27 protein-coding genes, 1 tRNA gene and 1 other RNA gene are annotated in these 25,859 nt (G+C 43.3%); 16 read left to right on the top strand and 13 right to left on the bottom strand.

Going from position 1 to position 25,859, the window contains the following annotated elements:
• Window positions 1–233 precede the first annotated feature (233 nt).
• The 5 genes from QHH00_04780 to QHH00_04760 form a co-directional block, all read right to left on the bottom strand.
• Window positions 234–1,868: a phosphoenolpyruvate carboxykinase gene (locus tag QHH00_04780; GenBank protein ID MDH7508696.1), complete on the bottom strand. Its 1,635-nt coding sequence runs from the start codon at window positions 1,866–1,868 to the stop codon at window positions 234–236.
• An 82-nt stretch (window positions 1,869–1,950) separates the two neighbouring features.
• The gene (locus QHH00_04775) at window positions 1,951–2,280 is read right to left on the bottom strand and encodes a cupin domain-containing protein (GenBank protein MDH7508695.1); all 330 of its coding nucleotides are present in this window, start codon (window positions 2,278–2,280) and stop codon (window positions 1,951–1,953) included.
• An 84-nt stretch (window positions 2,281–2,364) separates the two neighbouring features.
• Window positions 2,365–2,657: RNase P RNA component (rnpB, locus tag QHH00_04770), an RNA gene on the bottom strand.
• Window positions 2,658–2,921: 264 nt separating this feature from the next.
• The gene (locus tag QHH00_04765) at window positions 2,922–4,061 is read right to left on the bottom strand and encodes a hypothetical protein (GenBank protein MDH7508694.1); all 1,140 of its coding nucleotides are present in this window, start codon (window positions 4,059–4,061) and stop codon (window positions 2,922–2,924) included.
• Window positions 4,058–4,870, bottom strand: a complete 813-nt coding sequence (locus QHH00_04760) for a hypothetical protein (GenBank protein ID MDH7508693.1) — start codon at window positions 4,868–4,870, stop codon at window positions 4,058–4,060. Before QHH00_04760 ends, QHH00_04765 begins: the two co-directional genes overlap by 4 nt.
• A 509-nt stretch (window positions 4,871–5,379) precedes the next feature.
• On the opposite strand from QHH00_04760, the gene QHH00_04755 reads away from it, so the two are divergent.
• A tRNA-Leu gene (locus tag QHH00_04755) sits at window positions 5,380–5,464 on the top strand.
• Between the two features lie 160 nt (window positions 5,465–5,624).
• Window positions 5,625–5,918, top strand: coding sequence for a YdhR family protein (locus QHH00_04750; protein MDH7508692.1), 294 nt, complete (start codon window positions 5,625–5,627; stop codon window positions 5,916–5,918).
• 355 nt (window positions 5,919–6,273) lie between these two features.
• On the opposite strand, the gene QHH00_04745 is transcribed toward QHH00_04750, so the two are convergent.
• Together QHH00_04745 and QHH00_04740 are read right to left on the bottom strand one after the other, a co-directional pair.
• Entirely contained in the window at window positions 6,274–6,960 is a 687-nt protein-coding gene (locus QHH00_04745; GenBank protein ID MDH7508691.1) for a DNA alkylation repair protein, read from the bottom strand.
• A 9-nt stretch (window positions 6,961–6,969) separates the two neighbouring features.
• Window positions 6,970–7,584 (bottom strand): GyrI-like domain-containing protein, encoded by a 615-nt coding sequence (locus QHH00_04740; GenBank protein MDH7508690.1) that lies wholly within the window; start codon window positions 7,582–7,584, stop codon window positions 6,970–6,972.
• 903 nt (window positions 7,585–8,487) lie between these two features.
• Here QHH00_04740 and QHH00_04735 point away from each other — a divergent pair.
• Both QHH00_04735 and QHH00_04730 read left to right on the top strand, forming a co-directional pair.
• Complete coding sequence (locus QHH00_04735; protein MDH7508689.1) at window positions 8,488–8,880, top strand: DUF2127 domain-containing protein; 393 nt, start codon at window positions 8,488–8,490, stop codon at window positions 8,878–8,880.
• Window positions 8,881–9,620: 740 nt separating this feature from the next.
• Window positions 9,621–10,073, top strand: coding sequence for a (2Fe-2S)-binding protein (locus QHH00_04730; protein MDH7508688.1), 453 nt, complete (start codon window positions 9,621–9,623; stop codon window positions 10,071–10,073).
• Between the two features lie 107 nt (window positions 10,074–10,180).
• Here the strand turns inward: QHH00_04730 and QHH00_04725 are convergent, their stop codons facing one another.
• The gene (locus tag QHH00_04725) at window positions 10,181–11,314 is read right to left on the bottom strand and encodes a DUF2117 domain-containing protein (protein MDH7508687.1); all 1,134 of its coding nucleotides are present in this window, start codon (window positions 11,312–11,314) and stop codon (window positions 10,181–10,183) included.
• 183 nt (window positions 11,315–11,497) lie between these two features.
• On the opposite strand from QHH00_04725, the gene QHH00_04720 reads away from it, so the two are divergent.
• Both QHH00_04720 and QHH00_04715 read left to right on the top strand, forming a co-directional pair.
• Window positions 11,498–11,794 carry a PF20097 family protein gene (locus QHH00_04720; GenBank protein MDH7508686.1) on the top strand — a complete coding sequence of 99 codons (297 nt, stop codon included), beginning with the start codon at window positions 11,498–11,500 and terminating at the stop codon, window positions 11,792–11,794.
• Between the two features lie 232 nt (window positions 11,795–12,026).
• A complete protein-coding gene (locus tag QHH00_04715) occupies window positions 12,027–12,581 on the top strand; it encodes a hypothetical protein (GenBank protein ID MDH7508685.1) in 555 nt (184 codons plus the stop codon).
• On the opposite strand, the gene QHH00_04710 is transcribed toward QHH00_04715, so the two are convergent.
• On the bottom strand, window positions 12,559–13,557 hold the full coding sequence (locus QHH00_04710) for an isocitrate/isopropylmalate dehydrogenase family protein (protein ID MDH7508684.1): 999 nt from the start codon (window positions 13,555–13,557) through the stop codon (window positions 12,559–12,561). The two genes, QHH00_04715 and QHH00_04710, sit on opposite strands and share 23 nt — an antisense overlap.
• Window positions 13,554–14,492, bottom strand: coding sequence for a deoxyhypusine synthase (locus QHH00_04705; protein ID MDH7508683.1), 939 nt, complete (start codon window positions 14,490–14,492; stop codon window positions 13,554–13,556). The genes QHH00_04710 and QHH00_04705 overlap by 4 nt, the downstream gene beginning before the upstream one ends.
• A 200-nt stretch (window positions 14,493–14,692) precedes the next feature.
• Here QHH00_04705 and QHH00_04700 point away from each other — a divergent pair, with 200 nt between their 5' ends.
• The gene (locus QHH00_04700) at window positions 14,693–15,586 is read left to right on the top strand and encodes a cation diffusion facilitator family transporter (protein ID MDH7508682.1); all 894 of its coding nucleotides are present in this window, start codon (window positions 14,693–14,695) and stop codon (window positions 15,584–15,586) included.
• Between the two features lie 157 nt (window positions 15,587–15,743).
• On the top strand, window positions 15,744–16,934 hold the full coding sequence (locus tag QHH00_04695; protein MDH7508681.1) for an MFS transporter: 1,191 nt from the start codon (window positions 15,744–15,746) through the stop codon (window positions 16,932–16,934).
• Here QHH00_04695 and QHH00_04690 read toward each other — a convergent pair.
• Window positions 16,888–17,478, bottom strand: coding sequence for a hypothetical protein (locus QHH00_04690; GenBank protein MDH7508680.1), 591 nt, complete (start codon window positions 17,476–17,478; stop codon window positions 16,888–16,890). The genes QHH00_04695 and QHH00_04690 overlap by 47 nt on opposite strands.
• A 3-nt stretch (window positions 17,479–17,481) precedes the next feature.
• Window positions 17,482–18,186, bottom strand: coding sequence for a hypothetical protein (locus QHH00_04685; GenBank protein MDH7508679.1), 705 nt, complete (start codon window positions 18,184–18,186; stop codon window positions 17,482–17,484).
• A gap of 202 nt (window positions 18,187–18,388) precedes the next feature.
• Between QHH00_04685 and QHH00_04680 the strand changes: the two genes are divergently transcribed.
• The 8 genes from QHH00_04680 (at window position 18,389) to QHH00_04645 (ending at window position 24,085) form a co-directional block, all read left to right on the top strand.
• On the top strand, window positions 18,389–19,102 hold the full coding sequence (locus QHH00_04680; protein ID MDH7508678.1) for a hypothetical protein: 714 nt from the start codon (window positions 18,389–18,391) through the stop codon (window positions 19,100–19,102).
• Between the two features lies 1 nt (window position 19,103).
• Entirely contained in the window at window positions 19,104–19,814 is a 711-nt protein-coding gene (locus QHH00_04675) for an ATPase domain-containing protein (protein ID MDH7508677.1), read from the top strand.
• Window positions 19,815–20,060: 246 nt separating this feature from the next.
• The gene (locus tag QHH00_04670; protein ID MDH7508676.1) at window positions 20,061–22,199 is read left to right on the top strand and encodes a sodium-translocating pyrophosphatase; all 2,139 of its coding nucleotides are present in this window, start codon (window positions 20,061–20,063) and stop codon (window positions 22,197–22,199) included.
• Between the two features lie 117 nt (window positions 22,200–22,316).
• Window positions 22,317–22,880: a DNA-directed RNA polymerase gene (locus QHH00_04665; protein MDH7508675.1), complete on the top strand. Its 564-nt coding sequence runs from the start codon at window positions 22,317–22,319 to the stop codon at window positions 22,878–22,880.
• Window positions 22,877–23,062 (top strand): transcription elongation factor subunit Spt4, encoded by a 186-nt coding sequence (gene spt4 / locus QHH00_04660; protein ID MDH7508674.1) that lies wholly within the window; start codon window positions 22,877–22,879, stop codon window positions 23,060–23,062. Before QHH00_04665 ends, spt4 begins: the two co-directional genes overlap by 4 nt.
• Before the next feature lie 28 nt (window positions 23,063–23,090).
• Window positions 23,091–23,585, top strand: a complete 495-nt coding sequence (locus tag QHH00_04655) for a GTP-dependent dephospho-CoA kinase family protein (protein MDH7508673.1) — start codon at window positions 23,091–23,093, stop codon at window positions 23,583–23,585.
• A complete protein-coding gene (locus QHH00_04650) occupies window positions 23,582–23,920 on the top strand; it encodes a 30S ribosomal protein S24e (GenBank protein MDH7508672.1) in 339 nt (112 codons plus the stop codon). Before QHH00_04655 ends, QHH00_04650 begins: the two co-directional genes overlap by 4 nt.
• 12 nt (window positions 23,921–23,932) lie before the next feature.
• Window positions 23,933–24,085 carry a 30S ribosomal protein S27ae gene (locus QHH00_04645; protein ID MDH7508671.1) on the top strand — a complete coding sequence of 51 codons (153 nt, stop codon included), beginning with the start codon at window positions 23,933–23,935 and terminating at the stop codon, window positions 24,083–24,085.
• 84 nt (window positions 24,086–24,169) lie between these two features.
• On the opposite strand, the gene QHH00_04640 is transcribed toward QHH00_04645, so the two are convergent.
• Window positions 24,170–25,771: a hypothetical protein gene (locus QHH00_04640; GenBank protein ID MDH7508670.1), complete on the bottom strand. Its 1,602-nt coding sequence runs from the start codon at window positions 25,769–25,771 to the stop codon at window positions 24,170–24,172.
• Window positions 25,772–25,859 lie beyond the last annotated feature (88 nt).

Raw genomic sequence — 25,859 nt, 5'->3', positions numbered from 1 at the left:
CAGAGGGACTCTCTCGATAAAAAGGTATAGTTTTCCTTTTATAATCATTTTGATGCTCCTCCAATTAATTTGTTAAGTGATCTCTATTGATACGCGTTTCTCGATAAAGCATCAATTTCAGCCCTCGTTTAATGATAAAAAAGCGGAATAATCGATTTCACGCCGTTAAGGAAGAATAACTAGCGTATGCGTAAATTGTGACAGATCAGCACCGTCTCAAAAATTTTGTTTCATCAGAAACTGAACTCTTCCAGGATTTCAGGATAAAGATTCTTGAAACGCATGAGATATTCTCTTCTTTCTCGTTTAAGATTTTCGACAAGTGCGAAAATCTCCTCCTCCGAATAGTAATTCCTCAGTTCGAATCTTTTCATGTCCACGCCTTCAACCTCTTCGGGTACCAGTGTGTTAAAGTATGCCTCTTTCCTCCACCTAATCGTTCCTCTGCAGATGTTCCTGATGATCGATGCCATTTCGTGGATTTCTACCCTTGTTGCCTTTCTAACAATTCTTTTCGTCCCATCGCTTTCGGTGACCGCGAGTTCTCCAACACCACCGGTGTTGAGCTGATAGCATTCCACACTATTTTCATTCTCTTCGAGAAAATCATAAAACCAGTTCCCTTCATCCGCTTCATCGCCCACGATGAAAGGGTTCATACCGACGACTCTGATTGATTCCCCCGCTCGCCTAGGATCACCGCCACTCGATTCAACGGATTCGCCGAGCATGAATGCACCTGCTGCCTGTGCTTTATTAAGTTTTGTAACAATTGGCAGCACAGTGTTACGACGTGTGATGAATGCGATGATCAGTTTATCTAAATCGCGAATTGGAGGAAGATTGATTTCCTCGTTCCTCCATTCTCCCAGATCGTCAAACTGGATAATGCCCCTTCCGTTTCCAGTGAGAACATCATCATCGAAGTAGACCTTTCCCGTGTAATCGACCATGACGTTTTCCAAGATCGCGTTTTTACTGGTTGCCGCCTTATAGAGAAGTGGATGTACGTCTGGATTCAAGCCTTCGGTTTTTATGTAAAAGCCTCTTTCCGTACCGAAAGTTTCACCAGATTTTTTCAGAAAGATAACATCATCTTGGACGATTCTGACTTTTTCACCGGGCTCGAGAAGCCCGTGGTGATGGCAAGAGTGTGTTGTCTTCCCCGTCGCCGTAAGCCCGAAAATGATCATGCCGAGTTTCTTGATTCTTCCATCACCGCCTCTCGCCCAAATCATTTTTGCACCTGCGTGGAGGCCTAGCATGTTGTGTTCCTTTGCGAGATACATTCCCATGCGCAGAAATCCTTTCTTTATTTCGCCATAGTAATCGCTACCAAGGACGATCGTGAGATGTTCTTCTGGAAACACGAGGATTTGGCGATCCTTTTCCTGCCATTCGGGAAGATCTACCAGATAAATCTCAGGTCCAGGTCTATCAGATCGTTCGAACAAGGTCTTGTAAACCATGTATGCGAGTCTTACATAATCAGCACGGTATCTTGAGATAATTAGATTGCAGTGCGGATTAAAAGTATCATTATGTCCCATCGTTAGCGGGATGTAATAAAGCGGTGCTTTCTGAAAATACCTTGCAACCAGTTTCATCGTTTTCGGCCACTTTTTCACGATTTCTTGCTGCTCTCTAGTCAACCCTTTCTGACGGACTTTCTCGTTTCCTATATAAACCGTGAGACCCGCGCTACGATTTCTCACAGCCGAGCAGAAGTTGTAGTTCCCGAATTCGGTGAGATTCCCATAACCCTCACTTAACCGCCTTAGTTGCTCCGCTGTAGGCATCTGCACATTCGGCATCTCAGGCAATTTCTTGATCAACTTCATAAATTCAATGATTTGAATTTCGCTCAATCCTCTGCCTCCATCTATCTAAAACATTACTCTGCACTAAATGGCTTGCAGGATTTTAACTGTTTGATGATGAAACAGAAATTCAACGATCTTTGTACTCATCCCGCAGTGGAGAAAAAACATCTACATTAATGCAGTCCTCGAGTGCCGTCGTTGAATGTTCAACATTCGGTGGAATATAATAACCATCTCCTGCGCCAAGAATATACTCCTGACCCCCGATAGAGACACGGAGTACGCCTCGTTCTACGAAGCCTGTCTGTTCGTGAGGATGCATGTGAAGCGGAAAGATTGTGCCCTTTGGGAGGAAGTATTCAACGATTTGTGCCTTCTCACCACAGGCAAGCATTCGTCTCCTCACACCGGCAATAGGCTCGAATTCTGTTGCTTCCTGATACCTAAAAATCTTCATTTTAATCTATCCATGAAGTCGGTTCCTCGTGATTGATTTACTCTTTGATTTTCCGGTCTAGAGTGCTCACCAAGTGTGGATGCCAGGTGAGGGTAGTAGGCCCCCTTCTGTTTCAGGCAGCATTCAACTAAGCGCCCTACCCGCCAGTCCTGAGAAATCATCCCGGCTGTTTGGGCTTGCTCCGGTGGGGAGTCGCCGTTTCACCAAATCTCTGACCAACGTCATCGCCGAGCGAATCATCCTCGGCCAGAGCTGTGTCGTTTCTGTGCCCTTGCCTGGGCTCTCGCCCAGCCACTTGCGTGGCCCACCTTTCTCATGGAGGGGGGACCTTCCTCAGCGAGGGTCGAGCCCTCACCGTCAGCTGCCCTCCCTCTCCTGGCACATTAACGAGAAGATTTCTAATATTTATTTTTGTTCATCAGATAAGCAAAATAAGAGAGTTACAAAGAGTACATTGAAATCGCATTCACTCCTGATATTTGGGTGGGACGAGAATTGTTATCCTACCAATGGATCATTCTTGTCCTATTATGCATAATGGGATCAATTTTCGCTATGTTCCAGCAACTATTGTCATACGATCGTTGACTGCGAGATTTTAGAATGCGGTGGTCGAGAAGTGCAATTTGAGCAATCTCAGATCATTCTTGATCGTTGTAGATCTCAGCAGATCGGGTCTTTTGGTCGACATAATAAACCAACGCTAGTCTTTTGGCCAATCCTTCAGTTAGGAGTAACAGATTCCACATACTCAATGCGAGGCTATTGCATAAAAGGAATGAGCTATATTCTCTAATGGCCAAAGGTCTTGCGATTTTTGCGATTTTGTCCCAGTAATCGCGTTCTGTGCGCTTCATATAACAGGCGATGTCGTGCGCGCACCTGAGAGCGTCTCTCCCATTCCTTTCGAGTATCGATTTTTTTATCCTCAGTAGAAATGAATAGCAGTTCCTCATATCAGACGAAATGTCGTCCTTGAGATGTCTTACGCATTCAGGTAAAGTGAAATTCTTTGAGACAATATGTTGCTGGAGATACTCGACTGGATATCTCAATTCTTCCCTTTCGAGGCCGTAGAAATCACAGATAAGTCCAGTAATCGAATAGAGCGTATCGCCAATCCTTTCAAGTGCGTCTGCCATAGCCCAGACCAGATTCAGTTCCGTAATCGAATGCGATGAAACGTCCAATTTTGATACATTGCGCATTATCTGAAAGGCGATTCGGTCGATGTCCTCCTCTTCCAACATATAAAGGAGTCTCAATAGATGAATACCCTTTTCGGGATTTGAATCGAAACTTTGGATCAGCTCTAAAATGAGGTTTTCTCCGTCACTTAGCTTGTCGAAAAGCAAGGCGATCAGCGATGGAGTTTCATGAGCAATCGATGACCTGTTGATGTACGAAACCACATTATTGTTAGATGTTGGCTCCAGGTTTTCATCGAGCATTCTAATGATACTTCTCGATTCACCGATAAGGGCGTCCGTCAGTAGTGAGGATTGCAATCTGAATTCATCCGCTCCATTTATGAATGATGAAACGATGTATTCCTTGAGGTCTTCGCTGTCGATGTGTTCAACAGAAATCTCGATCTTCTTTTTCGAGCCTTTTGGGGCGAGAATGAGATAGTTTTCAATGTTGAACATTTCGACCTCCCTATCCTTCACTTGATCCCTACTCCAGCCCCTGACCCATTTTTTCGGTAGATAGATCGAGAATCCACCTGAACCTGCGCGCGTGAGGCGTTTTCTCATCTTGATTATCTCGTTTTGTATCATCGACTAACCTCTTCCTTGTCTCTTGCTTTTGGAAAATAGAATGTGACGGATAACTTTGCCAATTCTTCCATTTTGGTGATGACATCTGCAATTCTATAGCCGATTCTGAGGATATCAGCAATATTAGATTCAATTTCGCTTCTTGATTTCTTGGAGAGGAGGTCATTCACAGCATTGCTTAGTAAATTCCCCAAGTCATCACGAAGTCTCACCAATTCCTCCTTTGTTGCATATGCTTCCTCGGAACCGTATGCAAGTGTAAAATCCCGGATTTTCTGGAGATATTTTCTACAAATTTCAAATTGGGAAATGTAAAGTTCACGAACTTTTTCGAGAGTCTCACTAATTTTGATCGGTAAAAATCTTATTTCCCCCAGCAAAACGTCTGTAGGAAAAGAGAGCTGGTTATGATCGATACCATAGATCTTGCAAATGTCTCTTACAATCCCAAAAATACTGTCACTAATGCTCTCAAGCATGGTCGTTGTTAATACAATGAAGTAAAGATCAGAGATACTTTCGATCGACACCTCGATCCGCGATGCCTGTCTCAAGATTTGGAATGCAAACCTATCGATATCTTCCTCAAGGAGTCTGAGCATCTGCATGACATGCAGTGCGCGCCTTTTATTCCTGTCAAAATGCTCGATCAATTCAATGGTTAACTTAACCGCATCTGTCAGTTTATCGAAGATCAACGCCCTGATTTGAAGAGCGCTCGAGGGAATTGAAGCGAGCACGATGTTCCCGCTGAAAAAGATTCTCTTCTCGTCAGCGCTAAGAGAAATGCGCTCGTCGAGAAAGCGCATAAAATCCCTCGCACCCATAATCTGTTCGTCTGAAAATCGATCCTCTGCGAGCAGCTCTGCCGACTCAAAGCCTCTTACATAGGACGAAAGTAAGAATCGTTTAACATCATCAACTGATTGGCTTGATGTCTTCGATGAAATTGAGGAAACCTTGTGTATCGGACTTATAATAAGATAGTCATCAAGCAGAAGGAGGTTGACATTTCTATCCTTAAACTGCTCATTCTTCCATTTTTCGATCCACTTCTTTGGGATATATAGTGAATAGGCTCCCTTGCCCTGGGTAATTCTCTTCGTATATTGTCCTTTTGTGATTGAAAATCCCCCCTTGGACCTGCAATCAATTTATGACATTCCTTTGATGAATTCAAAGAAACTCAACTATTTGATGATTGCTTATTTTTTTCATTTCTACTTATAAGTTGCGTATTTTAGCGAATGCGATATTCGCGGAACAAATTCCTTTCGGAAAAGAATTAATAGGGAGCCCAGTTATTCGGAAAACGATCGCGGGGGTAGCCAAGCCTGGCCAAAGGCGCAAGATTGAGGGTCTTGTCTCGTAGGGGTCCAAGGGTTCAAATCCCTTCCCCCGCACTTATTCCAAAGGTGCTGGCAATAGTGCCCTTGCCTTCGGATCATTCAAATATCCTCAATGGGCGAGCATTGAATTATTGGTCACATCGAAAAGGTAAAGGAACGAATCATCCGACAACTATTTTAATCTCCCAATATCATACAAACGGGAGGCCATTCCATGGAAGTGGTGTTCATCCTGTTCAAGAGCAACCTGCCGAAGGAAGATGTCATAAGTAACTTCAAGGCGAGGGCCGACCTGTACCGTTCCGTGCCCGGCCTGGTGCAGAAATATTACATCCATGATGATAAGACAGGTCATTTTGGTGGCATTCATATTTTCGATTCCCTGGAGTCCGCTGAGGCGTTCATGAGCTCAGCCCTGGTGAAGAGCATTGGCAATGTGCAAAGCTCCCACGAACCGCCGACCATACGATTATTCCACGTTGATCTGGTTCTCCATGACAGGCCATGATTCGGAGAATCGTCAAGCGAAAGCCAATCTTCTCCACGAACCAACCATCACCTGAATCGATCGGGATAGGATCAGAAGCGGCAACTCATCGACGGGCTCATTAATTTTTATTGACATCAGGAGTTAAGATTCTGTCCTCAGTGGTTCAAGGGTTCGAATCCCCAACCCTCGCACCATGTGTTAGTTGCGCCTTTTTTCTTATTGTGAATATAGAAACTCGAAATAGAGACAATGAATTTGGCAGTGAATCTATCAGATATCTATTTGGATTATGCATTCTTTTGATTTATTAGTAATGCCAGTCTGATCTAAAATGCCAGATTCACAGATCGTCGTGGAGCTCTGGATTTTGCTATCATTTTTCTTTTGCCCGCAGCCTTTTCTTAACTCCTTCACTCGTCAATTCTCGAATTGCGTCTGAAGCGATCCACCTGGCACTTCTTGAATCCATGGATTGAATCTCTTTTGCTGTTTCAATTGCTTTACTATTCAGATACAGACTCCTTTTCCCAATGTTCCTCAGCGCCCAGCTGACTGCCTTTTTGACATAATTCCTGTTGTCACTAGCTCCCCTTCTTATCAGAGGTAGAAAAACCATAAAGTCGTTATCTGGTGTTTTCTTATTATACCATGCAAGACACGCGATCAAGACGAAACCTGCGCGCTTTTCGAATTCGCTTTCGCGATCAGTCCAATCTACTGCCTTTTCCCATGCCACGGATGTCCTACTAAATAAATTCATACAACATTGATCACATACATCCCATGAGTCAAAATCTCTTATCCACAGATCCATTTGATTTCCTGTTACTTGATCTGGATCATCAATCATGCTCGCAAGTATTCGCGCTTCGTGGATACCTGAGGACCAAAGTTGCAGAGCGAGAAAATGATTTTTTCCAATTTTTCTAGCCATCCTCCTTAGGGTTGGGATGGAAACGCCGTAAGTGTTCTCTGGATTGATACCAAACCGTGCCATGCCTTTTACAGCATTTGGGTTAGACAGCCTTTTTAATTCCTCAAGTATGCTCAAATATTCCATTTTTCCCCTTTATGCCCGCTTTCTTACGGGTTGCCGCAATATTGTCTTTATTTGCTCAACAGGAACCCGTCTCGGGTCGGAAAGATAGATTTCGTGGTGAGGCCCATTTTCTACTAGGTCGTTTTCCTCCATTAATTCCCTTATTTTCAATAACGATTCAGGTTCTGTTGAGTAAGGTCCAACGTGCATAATCTGAACGCATTCTCCCTCGATCATCTCTTCAAATCGCACTTCCTTGATCAATTCTCTATTTCTCTTTTTCATGATTTCGACCTTCGCTTTTTCAACTGTCTCGGAAGTCACAAATTCTGGCATGCGGATAAGAAGCTTCCAAAACCATTCGTCACGGGAGACCTCAAAGACTGGCTTTTCAAATTCAACCCACCAGAGACCTTCAAGTTTTGGGACTACAAAATCACTAGCTTGTTTCTTGTAAAAGGTTTTCACAGCATACGCGACGGAATAGAGAACCTCCATCTTGTTCGTAAATTCATTGCTGCCAGGAGCACCCTTTCCCATAATCGTTAAAAATTGCGCACAGCCAAACTCAACCAATTCCGGCATTGATTCCGCTGTATAATATTCCCTGTATTTCACAGTCAAATCTAATTTTGATAAGGTCAAAATTTAATCTCCTGTTGTTGATAAAAAATGTCTATATATAAATTTTTTCATTGTTCAATTCGTGCTTTAGAAGGCGAAAAAATCATGGGAAATTTGAGCGCACATGAAGGAAGATATTTGATAAATAAGTCGGTATAAAAATCCTTTAACTCGACTGCCAGAATCGAAGTGAAGTCTTGGAGATTGATTTCCCTGAAGTTCTTTATCGTCTGGAAGAAAGTTGTATCTATGTTTTAACCAATATGATATGAATTATCATTTTTTACTCCAGCAGATTTCAGAAACTCGAATTCGAACTTAGATCTTTTTCATCCAACCGATCGGATCATTAAGATCTGAAGTCCTGGACACGTAAGTTTCAATTCCATTATTGTTTCACGCCTTTACGCACAGGCCAGTAGATTCTAATTCAAAGTAAAAACCACTGCTATCCGACACCAAAATACAATGGACATTCATTATTGCTCTGGCTAGTGAGAGAATGTAGGTATTACACTGGAGCGCCATATGAATAAAGGAGGAAATGAAGAAGTGAATGGAGAAAATCAATTGAAGAATCGCTGATCTGTTTAGAGGATGCGGTATTATTGGGAGTTTTGGGTACAACTTATTTCGATCGGTTCAAAAGTCAACCAGATGCGCCGATTGGATGCATCAGGAATTCCAATAACAATCTCAGAAATAGCCATTGTCAAGTAGCAAACGCTCGAATCCATTCATGATCTCTCTCGTACAGAATATCTCAGAAACTGCGAGGAGAATGAAAAAGTCTTATCAGAAAAAAAAGCAATCTTTTGCCTATCGGAATGTTAAATAGCTGGAACAACCAATATCACATGGTTGGTTTGTTGGTCGTAAAGTTTAGAAATGACGACCGAGTTTGAATCAACTCAATGGTGTTACATGGAAAATAAAGAAAAGACAACGGAAAAACCGACTGCGCTCGTATGCATCGTGGCGCTCATGTGGATTATTCAGTCATTTTTGAGATTTGTCTTTGGATATCTTAATGCCACCACTCCAGGTGGCCTTTTGGACGTCGAAGTTTCTTCGACAACTATTCAAGTAATAAGCATGATGTTCTTCCTTCTTGGAATTCTGGGGTTCATAGCTGGCTTTGGACTATTGTTGATGAGGCGATGGGGATTATGGATAACGATTATGGTCAGCATTTTGACAATACTCTTTGACGTATGGGGGGCAACCATTCAATTGACAGCTGCAATTGGACTTATCGTTCCAGCGATAACTCTTGTGGTGATATTTGCCATCAGAACCAAAATTTCCAAGAGCTGAACTACGAAAGACTGCATCGAAATGTCGACAGAATGTAGTTTGTTTGGCGTTTGAGGTATTGACAATGGGAATTGACGGATGGAAGCCACCGACTTCCCCCTCGGAAAATTATAATCTATTGGCAATTTTCCTCGTGGATTCTCGAAGAGACAGTCCACATAAATGAACTAGTCAGCTTTCGTCGAGACTTTCTTATTATTGCTCACTGAAAAACGCTTCGGTATAGATCATCTTAAAGTTGCTGGGATGAGAATTACGTGAGACAGGAATAAAAAAGCTGTCAAATTGTGACCGAAGTGATTTAGGAAGAAGCCAAATTATCAACTATTTAAGACTGTCGTTGATTTCTAATACAATACAAATTAATAAAAACCATATGAACAACCAGATTCCAATCGGAACATCAATAAGTTTCAGAACCAGACTTTGCACTTGCGGCATACAAAGAGATCTGCTATAATAGGTTAACCCAATGAACGAACTCAGACCCATGGATCCAGAAAGCTAAATGAAAATCTAATCTCAAATTCCTGCGCCAATTCACGGGAAGGAAAACAATTGATACAACGAGGCTTCTCAAAATTGATACCTGGAATGTTTTGAAGGTTGATCCTCGAGTTTCAAGGAACAATTTTCATAACCACAATTGGATTAGCAAGGATGTTCAATAATTGATAATAGCATGTATTCGAAAATTTGGAATGATTTAGATTCGGTTCAGAGCAATTAAAGTAGTAAATATGACAGTTCCTATACAACTCATTATGCCCACATGCCCGAATTGTACTAATGAAGGACTAGAAGTCGAAAAGATCACAGTCATCATTCATGCGAAGGAGACTACATGGCCACTTGGAGAAGAAAGATTTTATATTTGTGAAAATCCTGAATGTGATGTAGTATACTTCAACCAATCATCCAGTAAAGTTCTAAGGAAAGCTGACGTCAAAACAAGAGTTACGTTCAAGGAAAAAGACTCACCACGTCCTCTTTGTTATTGCAAGCAGGTAACTGAGGAAGAAGTCTTAAAGGCGATTGCTAATGGTGCAAGAAACTTCGAGGAGGTAAAAAAAATAACTGGGATTGGCGGAGGTGGTTTCTGCAAGTTTACAAATCCCGCAGGAAGATGCTGTTCGCGTAATTACAAACCTTTTATTGAGAAGGAACTTGCAAAACTAAAAAAAGAAGCGTGATCCCGATTCAAGCCTTTATCAGTTCATCACCTGTTTCTCTTTAGTATTTGACCTCGAAGTAGATGAATTTGACATGATTTGCGAATTCAATAAATCTGTATTATTGGTCAAAATCTCTCCTCGGCAATGAGTGAATCTCCAGCAATCTTTCGGATTATGTCAGCAACCTTCTCTGGTGACATATCTTCGTCGTCGATCACATTGCCGTGTTGGAAAACAATTCTTCTCAATTCGCTTCCGACCAGATCATCGAATCCGCTCTTTAGCTTCATTAGGATCGATCCCGGGTAAAATAATCTCTCCTCGCAAATACCATCTTCATCTCCATCTGTGATAGCAACAATAGGAACGCTGAATCTGTAGAGGACACTCGATGCTGTTTTGCTCGTATCATCACCGACAGTGATCACAAATCTTGCGTATCGGCATGAATAAATTGCGTCTTCAGCCGAATGATCAATCAAATAGATTCCTTTTCTTCTTTCATTCGTGATACTGCGGGGAGTGGCCTTTGTTCGTCTAATAACGCCGCTTCTCACCCGTGCTGAAAACGGATCGAAATTCCTCAACCGTTCGACACCGCTCTGTTTTAGATGGATGCCTCTCGCAATCAGTCGTCCATCATCATTTTTCGCAATTGCGACTTCTGAGGAGATCGCTCTTCCGATGACGATTCCGTTTATCCAAATGTTCTCACCTGGAATAATACCCTTAATTGTTCTCCATTTTTCATCTTTACCCGAGATCGAAGTCTTTGGAGTTCCAATCTTTTCGAGACCAAGTTTCTCTGCAATTTCGGCAATAATAGGTATCTCGGCATCTGTCCAATTGATCATGACTCCATTATCGATCTGGTACATAGGTTTCTCAATTTTATCTTTGACTCGTGAGTAAACAATCTCTCCAAAACGGATGATCGATTCTCTATTTTTACCGTAATTGAGGAGAATCAATGCATCTGATTCTTTATCTAGCATCAAAAGGGCTTCGGATGGCAGTACGCATTGATCGATGCCGATAAGATTTTCGAGGCCACCATCGATAACGGCCGCGACACCAGTGAAGCCGCTCATGATCGTTTTTGCTGTTGCTGATTTTTCTTTCACGATCTCCAACACTTTTTGCAGCAACCCTGTGTCAATGGCTTCGGGCCCATGGACGACAATACCTATTCTCATCATGGTGGCGAATGTGCTACTAGACTTGAAAGCTTTCTTTGTAATGGGCCATATCCGCAACATGAGAACTCACAACCGATGGAAATGAAAGGAACCATCGTCCCCTCCTGCGGGGTTGCTTTACTTAAAACCAGATCAAGGAAGCAATCGCATTTTTAGATATGATCGTGCTAGCGGGAGATCTAATGCACTCATATTTCATGACTAATAATCTCAGATCCGATGCTTCCTTCAATTTCAAATCTAATGGTAAATCAAGATACGACTACTGTCGACTATGAGGAAAAATCAAGATATAATCCTTCAAAGAAATATACAAATATGAAGTGTCCGAAGTGCGACGAGGAGATGGAGCGCGGCTACATCACCTCGGGGTATCGGTCAACAGTCTTTTCTTCATGTTATCCTCTCGTGCAATGCGGTATCCAGTGGCGCTTTATCAGGACCAGTATTGAGAAACTCGAAATCAGCGAAAAGGAACTCGCTTTTAGCCTACTAGGATATCGCTGCCAGAAGTGCCGGCTAATTATCCTTCAGTACTGAGAATTTTTGAGGAATCGAATTTTTGCATAGAAATCAAGAAATACGTCTAAGAATCTTCGCCGACTATCGTGAACTCTTGGATTTATTTGCTGGCTAAACGTAGTGATTCAAAATGGATACATTAAATATCAAAATTGATAATCGAGCCTTTAGGATTTTTATATTTCTCAACAATAAATCTTCCGTTGAATGATGCAACAGTTATAATTTGAACAAAGGGAAGCACATGCTGATGATTACACACCTTTTGATTGTCCTTTTGATGATTCATCTTTTCGATCTCGATAGGAACGAGGCTTTTGTGGCGCTTCTTTTTGGAGTCTTTATCGATATCGATCATATCTTTGGTATCCCAGAGTTTGTCAGCAAGAACGGTATTCTCAATATTGCGAACAAGGAGGTGCTGCTTTCCTCGCCAATCCAATGGAAATCGGCCTTCCATAGCCCTATGGCGATACTTGTTGTCGCACCATTATCTGCGTCATTCAGATTTGCGATCCCTCTCCTCGCATGGGGAATCCACATTGCAATGGATGCAATCCAGATCGAGTACCTGGGCGTCGCCTCTGTTGTTGAAATCCTTTTCATGCTAGGGCTATTGGGCATTTTGCTCATAATTGAAATACGAAACTTCCAGATATATCAGATCGGAAGAAAGACGAACGTTTCTGGATTCTTTTCATGGGAACTCGAAAAGATGACCTCATTTTTCCTGAATTCATTCGCTGCCGGAAAATTGAGGACTGAACAATTAAGGGCCAATTTCAATCCTCGATCTCCTCAATGATCCGTACTAATGCCTCGGTAAAAGTCTTTGTGGTATATGTCCCTCCGATGTCCGGGGTTCTGATACCGCGTTCAATCGCCGTAGAAACGGCTCTTTCTATTTTCAAAGCGGATGCACAATCGCCGAAAAACCTTAGCATGAGTGCAGATGAGAGGATTGCGGCAGTTGGGTTTGCGACCCCCTTACCTGCGATATCTGGTGCTGACCCATGACATGGTTCAAATAGGCCGAATTTCTCTCCAATATTCGCAGAGGGCGCGAGTCCAAGTCCGCCTACCAGCGCCGCAGCCTCATCGGAAAGAATGTCGCCGTAGAGATTGAGGGTCACGAGGCAATCGTACGCGTATGGCTTTGTGATGAGAGCAGCAGCCATTGCGTCCACATGCATTTCATTTGCGAGGAGCTTTGTATTTCTGACCTCTTCAAAAAAGACTTTTCTAAAAAGACCGTCGGATCTTTTCATCACATTGGCCTTGTGGACACATGTGATTCTCTTCCTTCCTTGCTTCTCACAAAGACCAATTGCAAATCTAACAATTCGTCTGCACGCTCTCTCGGTAATCTTACGCTCGAGAACCACACCATCACTCACCTCTCTCTCTATGCCTGTGTAAACATCTTCAGTGTTCTCACGAACAATCACAAGATCCATATCGACAAGCCCAATCGAAGGGACAAGTCGTTTGAACGGACGGACATTTGCGTACAAATCGAAATATTGCCTGATGAACAACAACGGGGACTTATAACCAGGATCTGAAGGAGTTGTCAAGGCACCGAAAAGACAAGCATCTGATTCCTCAAGCAAATCGAGTGTTGGTTGTGGGAGATATTCTCCCTTTCTCCTGAAACATTCATATCCCATCTCTCCTTCTATGAATTCAATCGGAAGGGCAAGAGATTTAAGAATAGTTACCGCTGAAGATACTACATCGGGACCAATACCGTCGCCACCGATGACGACGACCTTTTTCAATTCAGCCCCTCCAGTCTCTCTAGGACACTTGCAACGATAATCGGAAAGCTTATTGTTGCATCGCCCTCGACCGTGACTTCGTCAGCTGTCTCCTTGACTTTCCCCCAAGATACCGCCTCTCGTACTCTCGCACCAGATAGGCTGCCATCATATTCTTGAGCCGTTGTCAGGTACACAACATAATCAAGTCCGCCACGGAACTGATTCCACCAGATCGTGTGGTGTTTTGAAATGCCACCACCTACAATAATTGCCCCTGCCTTCTTCGCCTCGAATACAATGTCCGAAAGATCCTGCTCATCTTTGAACAAATCGATCGAAAATTTCCTATGCGTCTGCCAATACATCCAAAGCTGTGTTCCGAAGGCGCCGTCTGTAATTCCTGGAACAAAAATCGGAATGCGATTCTTATGGCACCAATAAATCAATGAATCTTGGTTATCCAAATGTTCGCCAACAGCATCGATAATTTCTCTCGTCGAGATCGAATTTTTATTTCCGAGTATTTCCTCAAATAGCGGAGTGAGTTTCTCCTCAAGGATTAGACCGTAGCTTTCGTCTGGGACGAGTACATTTCCCAATCTGCTGATTCCCCTTCTTCTCAACTCGGCATCATCCATGAAGAAATCCCCGTGATAATAGCTTTTCCAGCATCTTGCAAGATCGTGATCAATGGTTCCACACGTTGTTATGATCACATCAATGAGTTTTCTTTTTGCCAGCTCTACCATGATTCCCCTTGTACCGGTCGCCATAATACACGCAGGGAATGATAGAAATACGGTACATTCACTATCTCTGAACATTCTTTCAATGATATCGACTGCGTCTGACAATTTCTTGGCAGTGAATCCTCCAGAGTCTTGCATTTCGAGGATCAATTGATTAACGGTCATTGGTATTTTGAGTTTTATATCCTTAACAGGCCTACCCATCGGCATTGTCTGAACACTCCACCTTTCTTGATTTTTTGTATTGTTTATGACGTCCTTTCAACAAATAACATGTAGAAATAATTTCGGAAGCGATGGAAGTATTTCCTATTATTATCCTATCAAATGTCACTAAAATTAGATTTGATTCTTCTGCCGGGAAAAACCTAAGTATATTTTATTTTCTCAGCTCTACGATAATCTTGAAACGAGTTAAGGCTGCAAGGATTTCAATTGTTAGCAATGCTTCACTAGTGTGCCTGAAATTAATAGCAGGGACTGTGATGTTCTCTATCAGCATAATTTCTGAAGCCTTGCACTCAATTATGGATCTCATCGCTGCGATCGTCGCAAATTATTCAGTTAGGAAAGCTATAAAGCCAGCTGATTCCGACCATGCATACGGCCATGGAAAATATGAGAATGTTGCAGGCATCATTGAAGCATTACTGATTTTTTTCGTGTCGGCAATCATTATTTATGAATCTGGAATGAAAATTGTTAGCGGCACTGGTGTAGAATTCATTGAAATTGGCATTGTTATTATGGGAATTTCGGCTATTGTCAACCTTTTCGTTTCGCGTTATTTGGGAAAAGTAGCTGAGGACGAAGATTCGATTGCATTAAAGGCGGACTCTCTTCACTTAAAGACTGATGTTCTTACCTCATTGGGGGTTTTTCTTGGTTTGATCGCAATATTAATGACAGGAATAACCATCCTCGACCCATTAATTGCAATTGGGATTGCTATTCTCATCCTTAAAGCAGCATACAGTCTTTTCAAGGAGTCGACACGAGGCCTCGTTGATGAGAAGCTCCCTGCAGAAGAAGAAATGGTCATCAGGAATGTGTTATTGGAGCATATGCCGAGCTATATTGAATTTCATTCGCTGAGGACGAGGAAAGCAGGAAATCAGAGATTTATCGATATGCATATTGTTGTGAAACCAGAAATGAGCGTGGAGGATTCACATAAGATCGTCGACCATCTGGAGCAAGAAATTTCCAGGAGATTACCTAACACGAGCGTTCTTATTCACGTCGAACCGCTGGACTGGCATGGCACGCCGATACCTAGTGAAAAAAAGGAAAACTAAGAAAGGGGGGTAAGGAGAAATCATCAATTACTTACTATTTTCCAAGATAGAACTATTTTTTATTTTATTAATCACTCGATATTAAGAGCAACTTTTGGCGTTTATCTTTTTGCCCTGTACACTTCGTTGATATATGAGAAACTGCATCTCCTGAAAAATGGCCGATCCGAAAAGACTTGCTGTTTATCTGGGTTCATTCATCGGTCCCGTTTCGGGTAACGCAGTACTAGCGCTTGTTCCGACTTTGAAAAGCGAGCTGAATGCATCGGCACCATCGGTTCTACTTTCAATTTCCTTTTTCATGATCCCCTTTGCACTATTCACCCTTTTTTCGGGTACGATTTCCGACGTCTATGATAGGAAGAAAACCGTTCTCATCGGTTTTTCGTTCTACGCGATTGGTAGTATGATGTGTGCGTTAAGCCCAAATCTCCCTGTTTTTTTACTTTCGCGAACGGTTCAAGGCTTTGGTTATGGATTTGTTAATCCTGTGCTCGTCGCAATTCTTGGAGACATCGTGCCGTATGAAGAGAGGGGAAAGGCGATGGGATACCTGGGCGCAGCAACGACCGCGGGGATTGCTCTTGGTCCATTTATTGCAGGTTTCATTGTATTGATTAGTTGGCGGGCTGTATTCATTTTTATCGCGATTCTCGTTATGTTTGTGGCGATTTTCTTCGATAGGCAATTTAGAGATGTTCTTTTTGTTAAGGGATCGCAGACACCGAGAGAAATCTTGAGGAACTTGAAAAGAGCGATAGGCGAGAAAAGTGTTCTCGTCCTTTCTATTACCGGCTTCTTGACGTTTCTAGGATACATCAGCACGATTTCCTTCATGTCTGACCATTTGTCACTTCCTCCGCTGGGGCTATCTGAAAGCGAAATTGGAACAGTGATGGCCACCACAGGAATTGCTGGGATCTTGGCCGCACCGATCGGGGGAAGACTCACCGACAAGATTGGAAGATTTGCAACGCCGACAATTGGGTATGTATTGATCGTGGTTTCCATGATTATGCTAAGTTATGCACAATCAGTATATCTCATCATTGCATCGTTAGTCGTTCTGGGCGCAGGAACAGCGATTGTCTGGGCACCGTTGCTTACGCTTTCCGTTGAGATAAGGCCAGGGCAAAGGGGCACGACATCATCGCTTTTCAATGGCGCGAGGTTCTTTGGTTATTCGCTCGCCCCTCTTGTTGCCGCGCCAATTTACGTTGTGAGTGGGATTGAAGCAATCTACATTTTCACCATCGCGCTCGCGGTGTCCGCTATTTTGGCAATTTGGCTTGTTAGATTTCTCATGGAATCTGCTTCTCCCGGTCCCAGCACTCCAAAATCTCAGTGAGCCGTTTCACGGATACTTCGTCACAGCAACTATTATCAATGACATACCAGTTATCCTTAGCGAGCATCAGCATTCTTTCGCGTATCTTTTTGAGTTGGTCAAGAGATTCAAACATCTCCATTTCATCTTGCCGTGCGGTAATTCTCGTGTAGGCAATTACGGGGTCAATATCGATGAGCAACAGTCTTTCTGGGATTGGCAAAAGATTTTTGAAAAATTCATAGCCTGATTTCATAAGTCGTTCAGGAAGATATGCTGTGGCCATGAGATATCTGACAAAAACGATGTTGTCATATCGTCTCGATTCCTTTTTCATCGACCCTAATGACCATAAAACATCGAAAATAAAAAAAACAGCAGCAACAATCTGCATTATCTTCCCTGATTTTTTAAGTGCCGCCTTCGAAATCTTGCCTAGGAGCCGGTCAGATGGGTGAAAGTAGATTAAAGTCGATTCACCTTTTTTATGATAATATTCCTTAATCCAGACGGCGTGAGTGGTTTTTCCTGAACCGTCGATTCCGTCAACAACGATCCATCGCATTGACTATATCCCCAAAAGGTAGAGTAATCCTGAGGTCAAAAGCGGAATTACGAGGTTGTCGATTTCTCCGGGCGTGATCAACTCTACAATAGACACAAGTATTCCAGTGATGAGTGAAATCTGAATTACTCCCAGCAGTCCCGGAATGACAGCGCTGAAGAAGCCATTCTGGGATAGGAAGCTGTAATACTCTATTATCAGGAAAGTCGATATGACTGTTGCTAGAAAAACAGCAAAAGACCCTTCGAGACTCTTATTTCTAAAAATTCTCCGTTTTCCATACCTTTTTCCGATGTACCCCCCGAGGCCATCACCATACGACATTGCAACAATTCCGATCGATGCAGTTATTCTATCTTGGAAGAAAACGTATGCAAGAACTGTCCAAGAAATTGCATACATGACGAGGCCGAGTCCATGTCCTTGTTCTGAAGTTTTGCCGAGAATCGATTCGCGAAGCCTTGGAATTGGAGAATAAGGTGAGACGAGTAGCAGCAATGGGACGAAGGGAGCAGCCGCGAGAAAAGCCATGACCCACGCGCTGTCGAAAATCCACCAGAAAAAGACGATATTTCCTACAGCAATATGTACAAACTTCCTTCTTGCGTCTCCGTCCCATCTGTTTCTCATAATGATAGAAAATACAACAACCAAAAAAACATAGAGGTAAACGAGGACAAGTCCAAGCAGGTCGCCGCTCAATTGCATTCGTAGGAAAAAAGCTTTACAAATATACATCGATTTCGGACTGGACGGCATTTTTTACTGGAATTGGCTAGAAGAGAATATCGATACTCGTTGGGCATCGGCAAGTGATATTGGCTTGTTATTTATAGCTGGGCAATAATTGACTTCAAGCTGGATGATTTTCTATCAATCTTGAAAATCACTAAAGAATCTTTTTAAGGCATTGGAATTTCTAACATCACTTGCGAGAGGAATGAATGCAAAGGATATTGCACTTGCCCAATCACTTGCCTCAGAGATAAATAGGTCAAGGGAATGTATGCCAATTCTCTTTGACGTTAAATTCACTCAGCTTATGCGGATCAATCTCATCTTGACCAAAGCGTTAGCCGACATTATGAAAATGCGAGGTCTCCTTATCTTGGTTGACAGGCCATATCAATATTTCGTTTATCTCCTTAAAATGCACAGAGTCAACACTGATAGACTGACCTTCCTCGATGTCATTAGCGACTTTTCTGCAGATCGGAAGGTCTTGACGGCTGGAATCAATCTAATCAAGGAACCATTCAGAATCGATGCTTTACCAGATGTGATTTCAAACTTTTCTTGTGACGATCCACAAGGATGTGTCGATCTCAAATCATGCGGTTTTGTACTCATTGACAACGTCGCGACACTCCTAAATTATAATGGGTATCTTGTCGTTGAAAATTTCTTGAGGAATTTTGTTCATCTGACGTCGACAGTGAACGATATATTCTTTCCGATCGTTATAGACAGTGAAAAGTATCCGCTTCTTTACGAAACTGCAAGGGGTTTCTGTAAAAGGGAACTAAAAATTGAGAATTATCAGTTGTTGGCTGGGTTACAAACTGGCACGCGTGGAGCGAACAACGAGCGGGTCGAACCAGGTAGAGGATCTGGGGGATTGTAAAATGAGTGTTATTGAAAATTCTAATAAAAAAGTGCAAGGTTTGGTAAGAATTCCAACCGGGATACCTGGCCTCGATGAAATGATCGAGGGAGGATTTCCGTTCCCGTCCGTGATACTCGTTTCAGGCACCGCAGGGACTGGTAAAACGACTTTCGGTCTGAAGTTCCTTTGCAAGGGCGCCGAGCTCGGAGAACGTGGCCTATACATAACCACCCTAAGTGAGCCAACTCAATGGATGCTAAGGTTTGCTTCTCAATTCGATTTTGTTAGGCCCGAATATTTCGGAGAGGAGATTATTTACATGGATCTCGGCTCAACCCTCAGAAAAATGGACGGTGATCAAATATTGGACACGATTGAGAATAAAATTGCCGAGTTTATCCCACAGAGAATCGTTATCGACCCTGTCACCGTCGTTGGCAGCATGATCAAAAGCGACTACAGGACATTCCTTTTTGATATGACAAATATGTTGAAGAATTGGAGTGTAACAACAGTAGTAACGGGAGAAGTTAACCCAAATGAACTATATCCAGCCGAAATTGCATATGCTGTTGACGGCATTATCTTATTGATGTTGTCAGAGGAGGCTGGCACACGAAGAAAGTACCTCGAGGTCTTGAAAATGAGGGGGACTAATCACTTGACCGGAAGACAATCGATTGATATTACGAGATCCGATGGGATCGTCGTACTTAAGGCGAGATTTTGAAGGGAAATCATGTCGATTGGATGTCGAAGATCTATGGTTTGCTAAAGATATCTTCCGCAAGGTTATGTTTAATACATAATAATAATTATAAATAAAGGGTAAAAAAAGTCAATGCTGTCTTGACAAAAAATATATAAGTCCGCAAGAAACGTGCCATAAGATCATCGTCGCAGATCCCTATTAAAAGAACAAACGATTTATAGGAGAACAAAAATTACCCGCCAAAATTACCAGGAAGGTTCGTTTATGGATCCGTTGCTATACATTATTCCGCTAGCAGGCATCATTGGACTCCTATTCGCAGGCTATCTTACGTGGGGAATATTCAGAAAGGACAAAGGCACGCCAGAAATGCAAGAAATCGGGGAAGCGATTAGGGTCGGAGCGATGGCATACCTTGCGAGGCAATACAAGACGATCGCGATTATCAGCGTTATACTATCAATCATTATATCGCTGGGTATCAGACTCGAAGTTGGAATGGCATTCCTCCTCGGGGCATTCTTCTCTGCACTGTCTGGATATATCGGTATGTACGTATCTGTTAATTCAAACATTAGGACGGCGAGTGGTGCGAGAAGATCGCTCAACGAGGCACTGATTATCTCATTCCGCGGAGGAGCAGTATCTGGATTGGCGGTCGTATCGTTGAGTCTACTCGGCGTTGCTGGGGTCGTCTTCCTCTACGATGCCTTCTTCGGTTTGAAAGAGGCACTATTTTATGCAGTGGGATACGCATTCGGTGCAAGTTTTGCTGCATTATTCGCTCAGCTAGGCGGCGGTATTTATACAAAGGCCGCGGATGTTGGTGCTGACCTTGTCGGAAAAGTAGAGGCGGGCATTCCCGAGGACGATCCGAGGAACCCAGCAGTTATAGCAGATCTTGTCGGCGATAACGTCGGCGACTGTGCTGGTCGTGGTGCCGATCTCTTCGAATCAACTGCAGCAGAAAACATTGGTGCGATGATTCTTGGACTATCTATCTTTCTCTTCATAGAACAGACAACTGGACAGCAGCAATATGGCTGGATTTTCTTCCCGCTCGTTGTTCGAGCATTTGGTGTCTTTGCAGCTATCATCGGTATCATGGCTGTCAGGTTGAGGAATGAAAATGAGAGGCCGATGAGTGCACTCAACCGAGGATATTATCTCACCTGCGTTCTTGCGGCGATTTTCTTCTATATCGCGGTAGATCAGATGCTCGGCAGCATTATGTATTTCTACTGCGGACTTGTTGGCATTGCTCTCAGCATTATTATTGTGTACATCACCCAGTATTATACTGCAGGTGAATGGAGGCCTGTAAGGGAGATCGCAAAGGCGTCAGAGACAGGGCCCGCGACGAATATTATCACAGGATTCTCGGTCGCGCTTGAGACAACTGCTATGCCAGTTGTTGCGATTGGCATTTCGTTACTCGCTGCGTATCAGCTCGGAATGATGGCTGCACCTGATGGCTCTGAATCCTTTATTTACGGACTATACGGCACCGCTGTAGCTACAATGGGTATGCTCGCGACTTGTGCATTCATTCTTGCTGAGGACACATTTGGGCCAATCACAGACAACGCCGGCGGAATCGTTGAAATGTCCGACCAACCTGAGGACATCAGGAGGAGAACAGACAAACTTGACGCCGTCGGAAATACTACGAAAGCGCTTACGAAGGGTTACGCAATGGGATCCGCTGCTCTCGCTGCGTTCCTGCTCTTTGCAGCCTATTTCGAAGAAGTCGCGAAGCTGATGAACGATAAGATGAATGCAGTCGTGCCCGGTTCCGGTACCTTGACTCTAGCAGATGTCTTCCACGTCGATATCGCAAGTCCGCCAGTTTTCATTGGTGCATTTGTTGGTGCAATGCTTGTCTTCCTCTTTGCATCGCTGGCAATCCGGGCCGTTGGAAAGGCTGCTTACGATATGATCAACGAGGTTCGCAGGCAATTCAGGGAGATCCCCGGTCTTCTTGAAGGAAAATCCAAACCGGACTATGCAAGATGTGTCGATATCAGCACAAAGGGTGCATTGAAGGCAATGGTCCTGCCAGGTATACTTCCTGTCGTAGTCCCTGTTGCCTTCGGACTAATCCTGAGGTTTCTAGGATATACAGAGACCGTCCAAGCCGTCGGAGCACTGCTCATGGTTGGAACAATTGCAGGTGTACTAATGGCAACACTAATGAACAATGGCGGTGGCGCCTGGGACAATGCCAAAAAATACATCGAGGCGGGCCATCATGGAGGCAAGGGAACGCCTGCTCATGCAGCCGCTGTTGTCGGGGATACGGTGGGCGATCCGTTCAAGGACACAGCAGGGCCTTCCTTGCATGTGCTGGTAAAGCTGCTCTCAACGATCACCCTGGTTTTCGCTGCACTCTTTGTCGTTTGAGAGCAAAAAACTTTTCCTTTTTCCCAATTTTTGTCCAGATAGATAATAGCATATTGATGGGGGCTCAAGATTTAAATAAAGGGTGAGTTATGCCGAACTAGCCAAGAGGGACTTATAATGTATTTGCTAACAACCCGGGAGAAAGTGGTCAGAATTCCACCACATCGACTCGGTGAAGACATGGACAAAGTTATCAAGGAATTAGCGTGCGAGTCTTTCGAAGGGAAGATCGAAGGAAATGATTCGTTTACTGTCCTTATAAAAAACATTGAGCCTGTTGGACTTGGACGAGTGGTTCATGGAGATGGTGCGGTCTATCAAAAAGTCCGGTTCGAAGCACTCATTTTTAGGCCGCAACTTCATGAAATTGTGGAAGGATTTGTTTGCGAAGTTATGAAATTTGGTGCATTTATCCGATTCGGTCCACTGGATGGATTACTGCATATTAGCCAGATTACAGATGATAGGATTGATGTTGATATAGACAATCAACGCCTGATCGGGAAGGATACAAAAAGAGACTTGAGGCTCAATGATAAAGTTCGGGCAAGAATCGTAGCACTGAGTTTAAACGAGAAATCTCCAAGGGAGAGTAAAATAGGCCTGACGATGAGACAGCCGGGTCTGGGAAAATTTGAATGGATCGAGGAAGATCGAAAGAAGAAGGGAGGTGCCTCATGAAGGTTCAACGAGCATGCAAACATTGTAACTACATTACAGAGGAGGAAACCTGCCCGCTTTGCGGAAATCCAACATCGGAAGAATGGCAGGGCTATGTAATTATCATAGATCATACAAAATCTGAGATCGCGAAGAGGATGGGCATAAATGTCAATGGAAAATTCGCCCTCAGGGTCCGATGAACCTCGATTACCTCGAAGGGGGTGGATCTTGCCAGAAGCGATGAGAGAGCAACTGCATATGCCTTTTGGGGAGATTATTGATGAAGAATCTCTTGCCGTCGAAGTCAAGGGATGTAGTAAAATTATCACTGTAGGCGATATTGTAACCCTTACCCTTTTAGATAAAGGAATACTACCAGATTTATTGATATTTGACCTCAAGACGAAGAGGGAAAAGGTGATTGCCCTAGAAGAATTGATTAAAGCCCTTGATGGAGACACTGTCTGTGTAAGGAACCCACCTGCGCATATCACTACCGAACTGATTACTGAGATAAAGGGTGCGATGATTAAGAAAAGGCGAACCAAGATTTTTGTTGATGGCGAGGAGGATCTTGCTGCTTTAGTCTGTGCTGCCTATGCACCAGAAGGGTCATGCCTTTTGTACGGGCTTCCTGATAAGGGGATGGTTCTTGTAAAAATCAATAATCAAATATCTAAGAAAGCAAAAGCACTTATTTGCGCAATGGAGGAATGGAATTGAAGGTTGAAATTGAAAGCAAGAAGGAGAACGTTCTGCAGGAACGGATAGAAGTGTATTTCAGGGTCGATCACCAAGGAGAGCCGACACCATCGAGAGATGCGATTAAATCGAAACTCGCTGAATTACTCAATGTTCAAAAGGAGCGAGTCGTTATTGCGAGTGCAAGGACTGAATTCGGAAAGACAGAGACAAGAGGTTACGCAAAGGTATACGGTTCTGTTGATGCAGCAAAAAAACATGAGAGCAAGCACTTACTCGTGCGAAATAAGCTCATACAAAAGGAAGAAAAGAAGAAAGCACAAACAGCGGCTCCGGCTGCCACAGCAAAGAAATAGGAGGATTGAGTGATGTCAAAGAAAGATTATTATCAGATCAGCGGCGGGAAATTGGAACGGAAGAAAAGGCATTGTCCGAAGTGTGGTCCCGGGGTTTTCCTCGCGGAGCACGGGGATAGGATATCCTGTGGGAAATGCGGTTATACGGAATTCAAGAAGAAATGAATGTGACTTTTTCTGGAACGATAGAGGGATTTGAAAAAGATAGTGCGCGCTCGAGCGCATTTCCTTAATTTCACTATACTCCTGTTACTTCGAGAAATAATGATAGACAAAGCCGACAATCGCTCCGACAAACGCCATTTTGAACCCAGTAATGAAGCCATTGAGTGCAGCTGAGAATAAAATCCCACCGCTACTAAATTCAAAGCCAAGTGTCCACAGAACAAAGGATGCGGTAATTGCAATCGGAATCGATGCGACCAATCCGATCGCAACTCCGTAAACGATACCCCCTATTCCACCTTCGGCATTCCACGAAAAAAATGCAGAAAAGGCGGCGATTGATGCGGCGACTGCTAGATACGAATTTATACCACCGAAAAACGTGATTGGGTCTGGGTCTGAGATAATTGTCCCAGCAATAGCACCACTCAACGCACCTGCTAGTATCACAATAAATGCGTGTCTGTCTAATTTAGCAAGTTTTCTTCGCCAGACAAAAAGAGGAACAGCAATTGCCTCACCAATTAGGAGAAAGCCGATGAGACGCCATAACATGCTGTTGCCGTAAATGCCTATTGAATCGTCGATGACGACATACCGATCCCCGCCCCACCCAATAAGTACTGATCCAGCAGCATCAGTTAACAGGCTCGAATGCTCCACTCCCGTAATATCAGCTCGCCAGATCGGACTATTTCGACCTATCCTATACTTCTCAATTTTGTCCTCTGTTGAGATGAAAAACTCGTCAGCGACCGTGGGCAATGCAAACTCTACCAGGGATGATGAATGCAGCAATGGTTTGCTTGATGTACCGTTAATTGCTAAAATCATGTTACTGGAGACTAATGCATACCATTCGCCATCACCATGAACTTGAAGACCCTCGGAATCGACCGGTACCTCTCTTGTCCAGAGAATCCTTTTTTCATAAAGATCCAGGCTTGCTAAATATCTCTCCGCATCTCCGAATAAGACCCCTAGGTGAAGATCTGTCGAAGAAATCGCTAATTCGCGGATCTTCTCGGAAAAATGAAAGATTGCACGAATTCTATTGTCCGTGCTCTTGAATACGTAAACAGTGTTGTTATCAAGACCAACGGCGATACCTTTACCTGAGTTGGATACTGATGAGCAAACGGCATCCCCCTCGAATTTGTAATTCCAGAGAACTCCCCCACCGGAAGATATGGAAAGTTGCATGAGATAGGTTCCAGATTCATTTCTTACAAGACACGCAATCTGCGATGGAGTATACACCTGCATCGCGTATTTTTCAAGAATTCCCAATAGGTCAACATTGCCATTAAGATTGACGCGAAAAAGTGGCTGGATCTCTCCCGGTTTATAATAATGGACTTCTCCATGATCATTTGCAATTGCCACAGCACCAGTGGCACTTCCAGTTACGCAATCAATCGGGATTCCTGAAACATCGAATTTGACGAGAGCGTCATATCCTGTCCGATAAATCGAAGAATTCGTCCTGATTAAAATACCATTATTACCAATACGTTGAACGTCCAAAATAATCGACGGTGCATTTTTGATTTCAACGACCCTGTCCTCAGTCGCTGAACTGACATTAAAATAAATCAATAGAAAATCTACAATTATGAGCGATAAGATGATAATCACGATGATTCGACGGTCTTTATCTCTGAGCCACTTAAATGGAAGTTTCATGCGTGCCAAAGGCTCAATCACTGTTATCTGTAATAATCATTGTGCATCGTCCCGCCCTGTTATCAGACTCTAAAGATCTGGACTGGGT

The organism is Methanomassiliicoccales archaeon (assembly GCA_029907465.1).
GTDB lineage: Archaea > Thermoplasmatota > Thermoplasmata > Methanomassiliicoccales > JACIVX01 > JACIVX01.
Note: the sequence above shows the minus strand (reverse complement) of the source record. Positions and strands in the feature narration are given on the sequence as shown.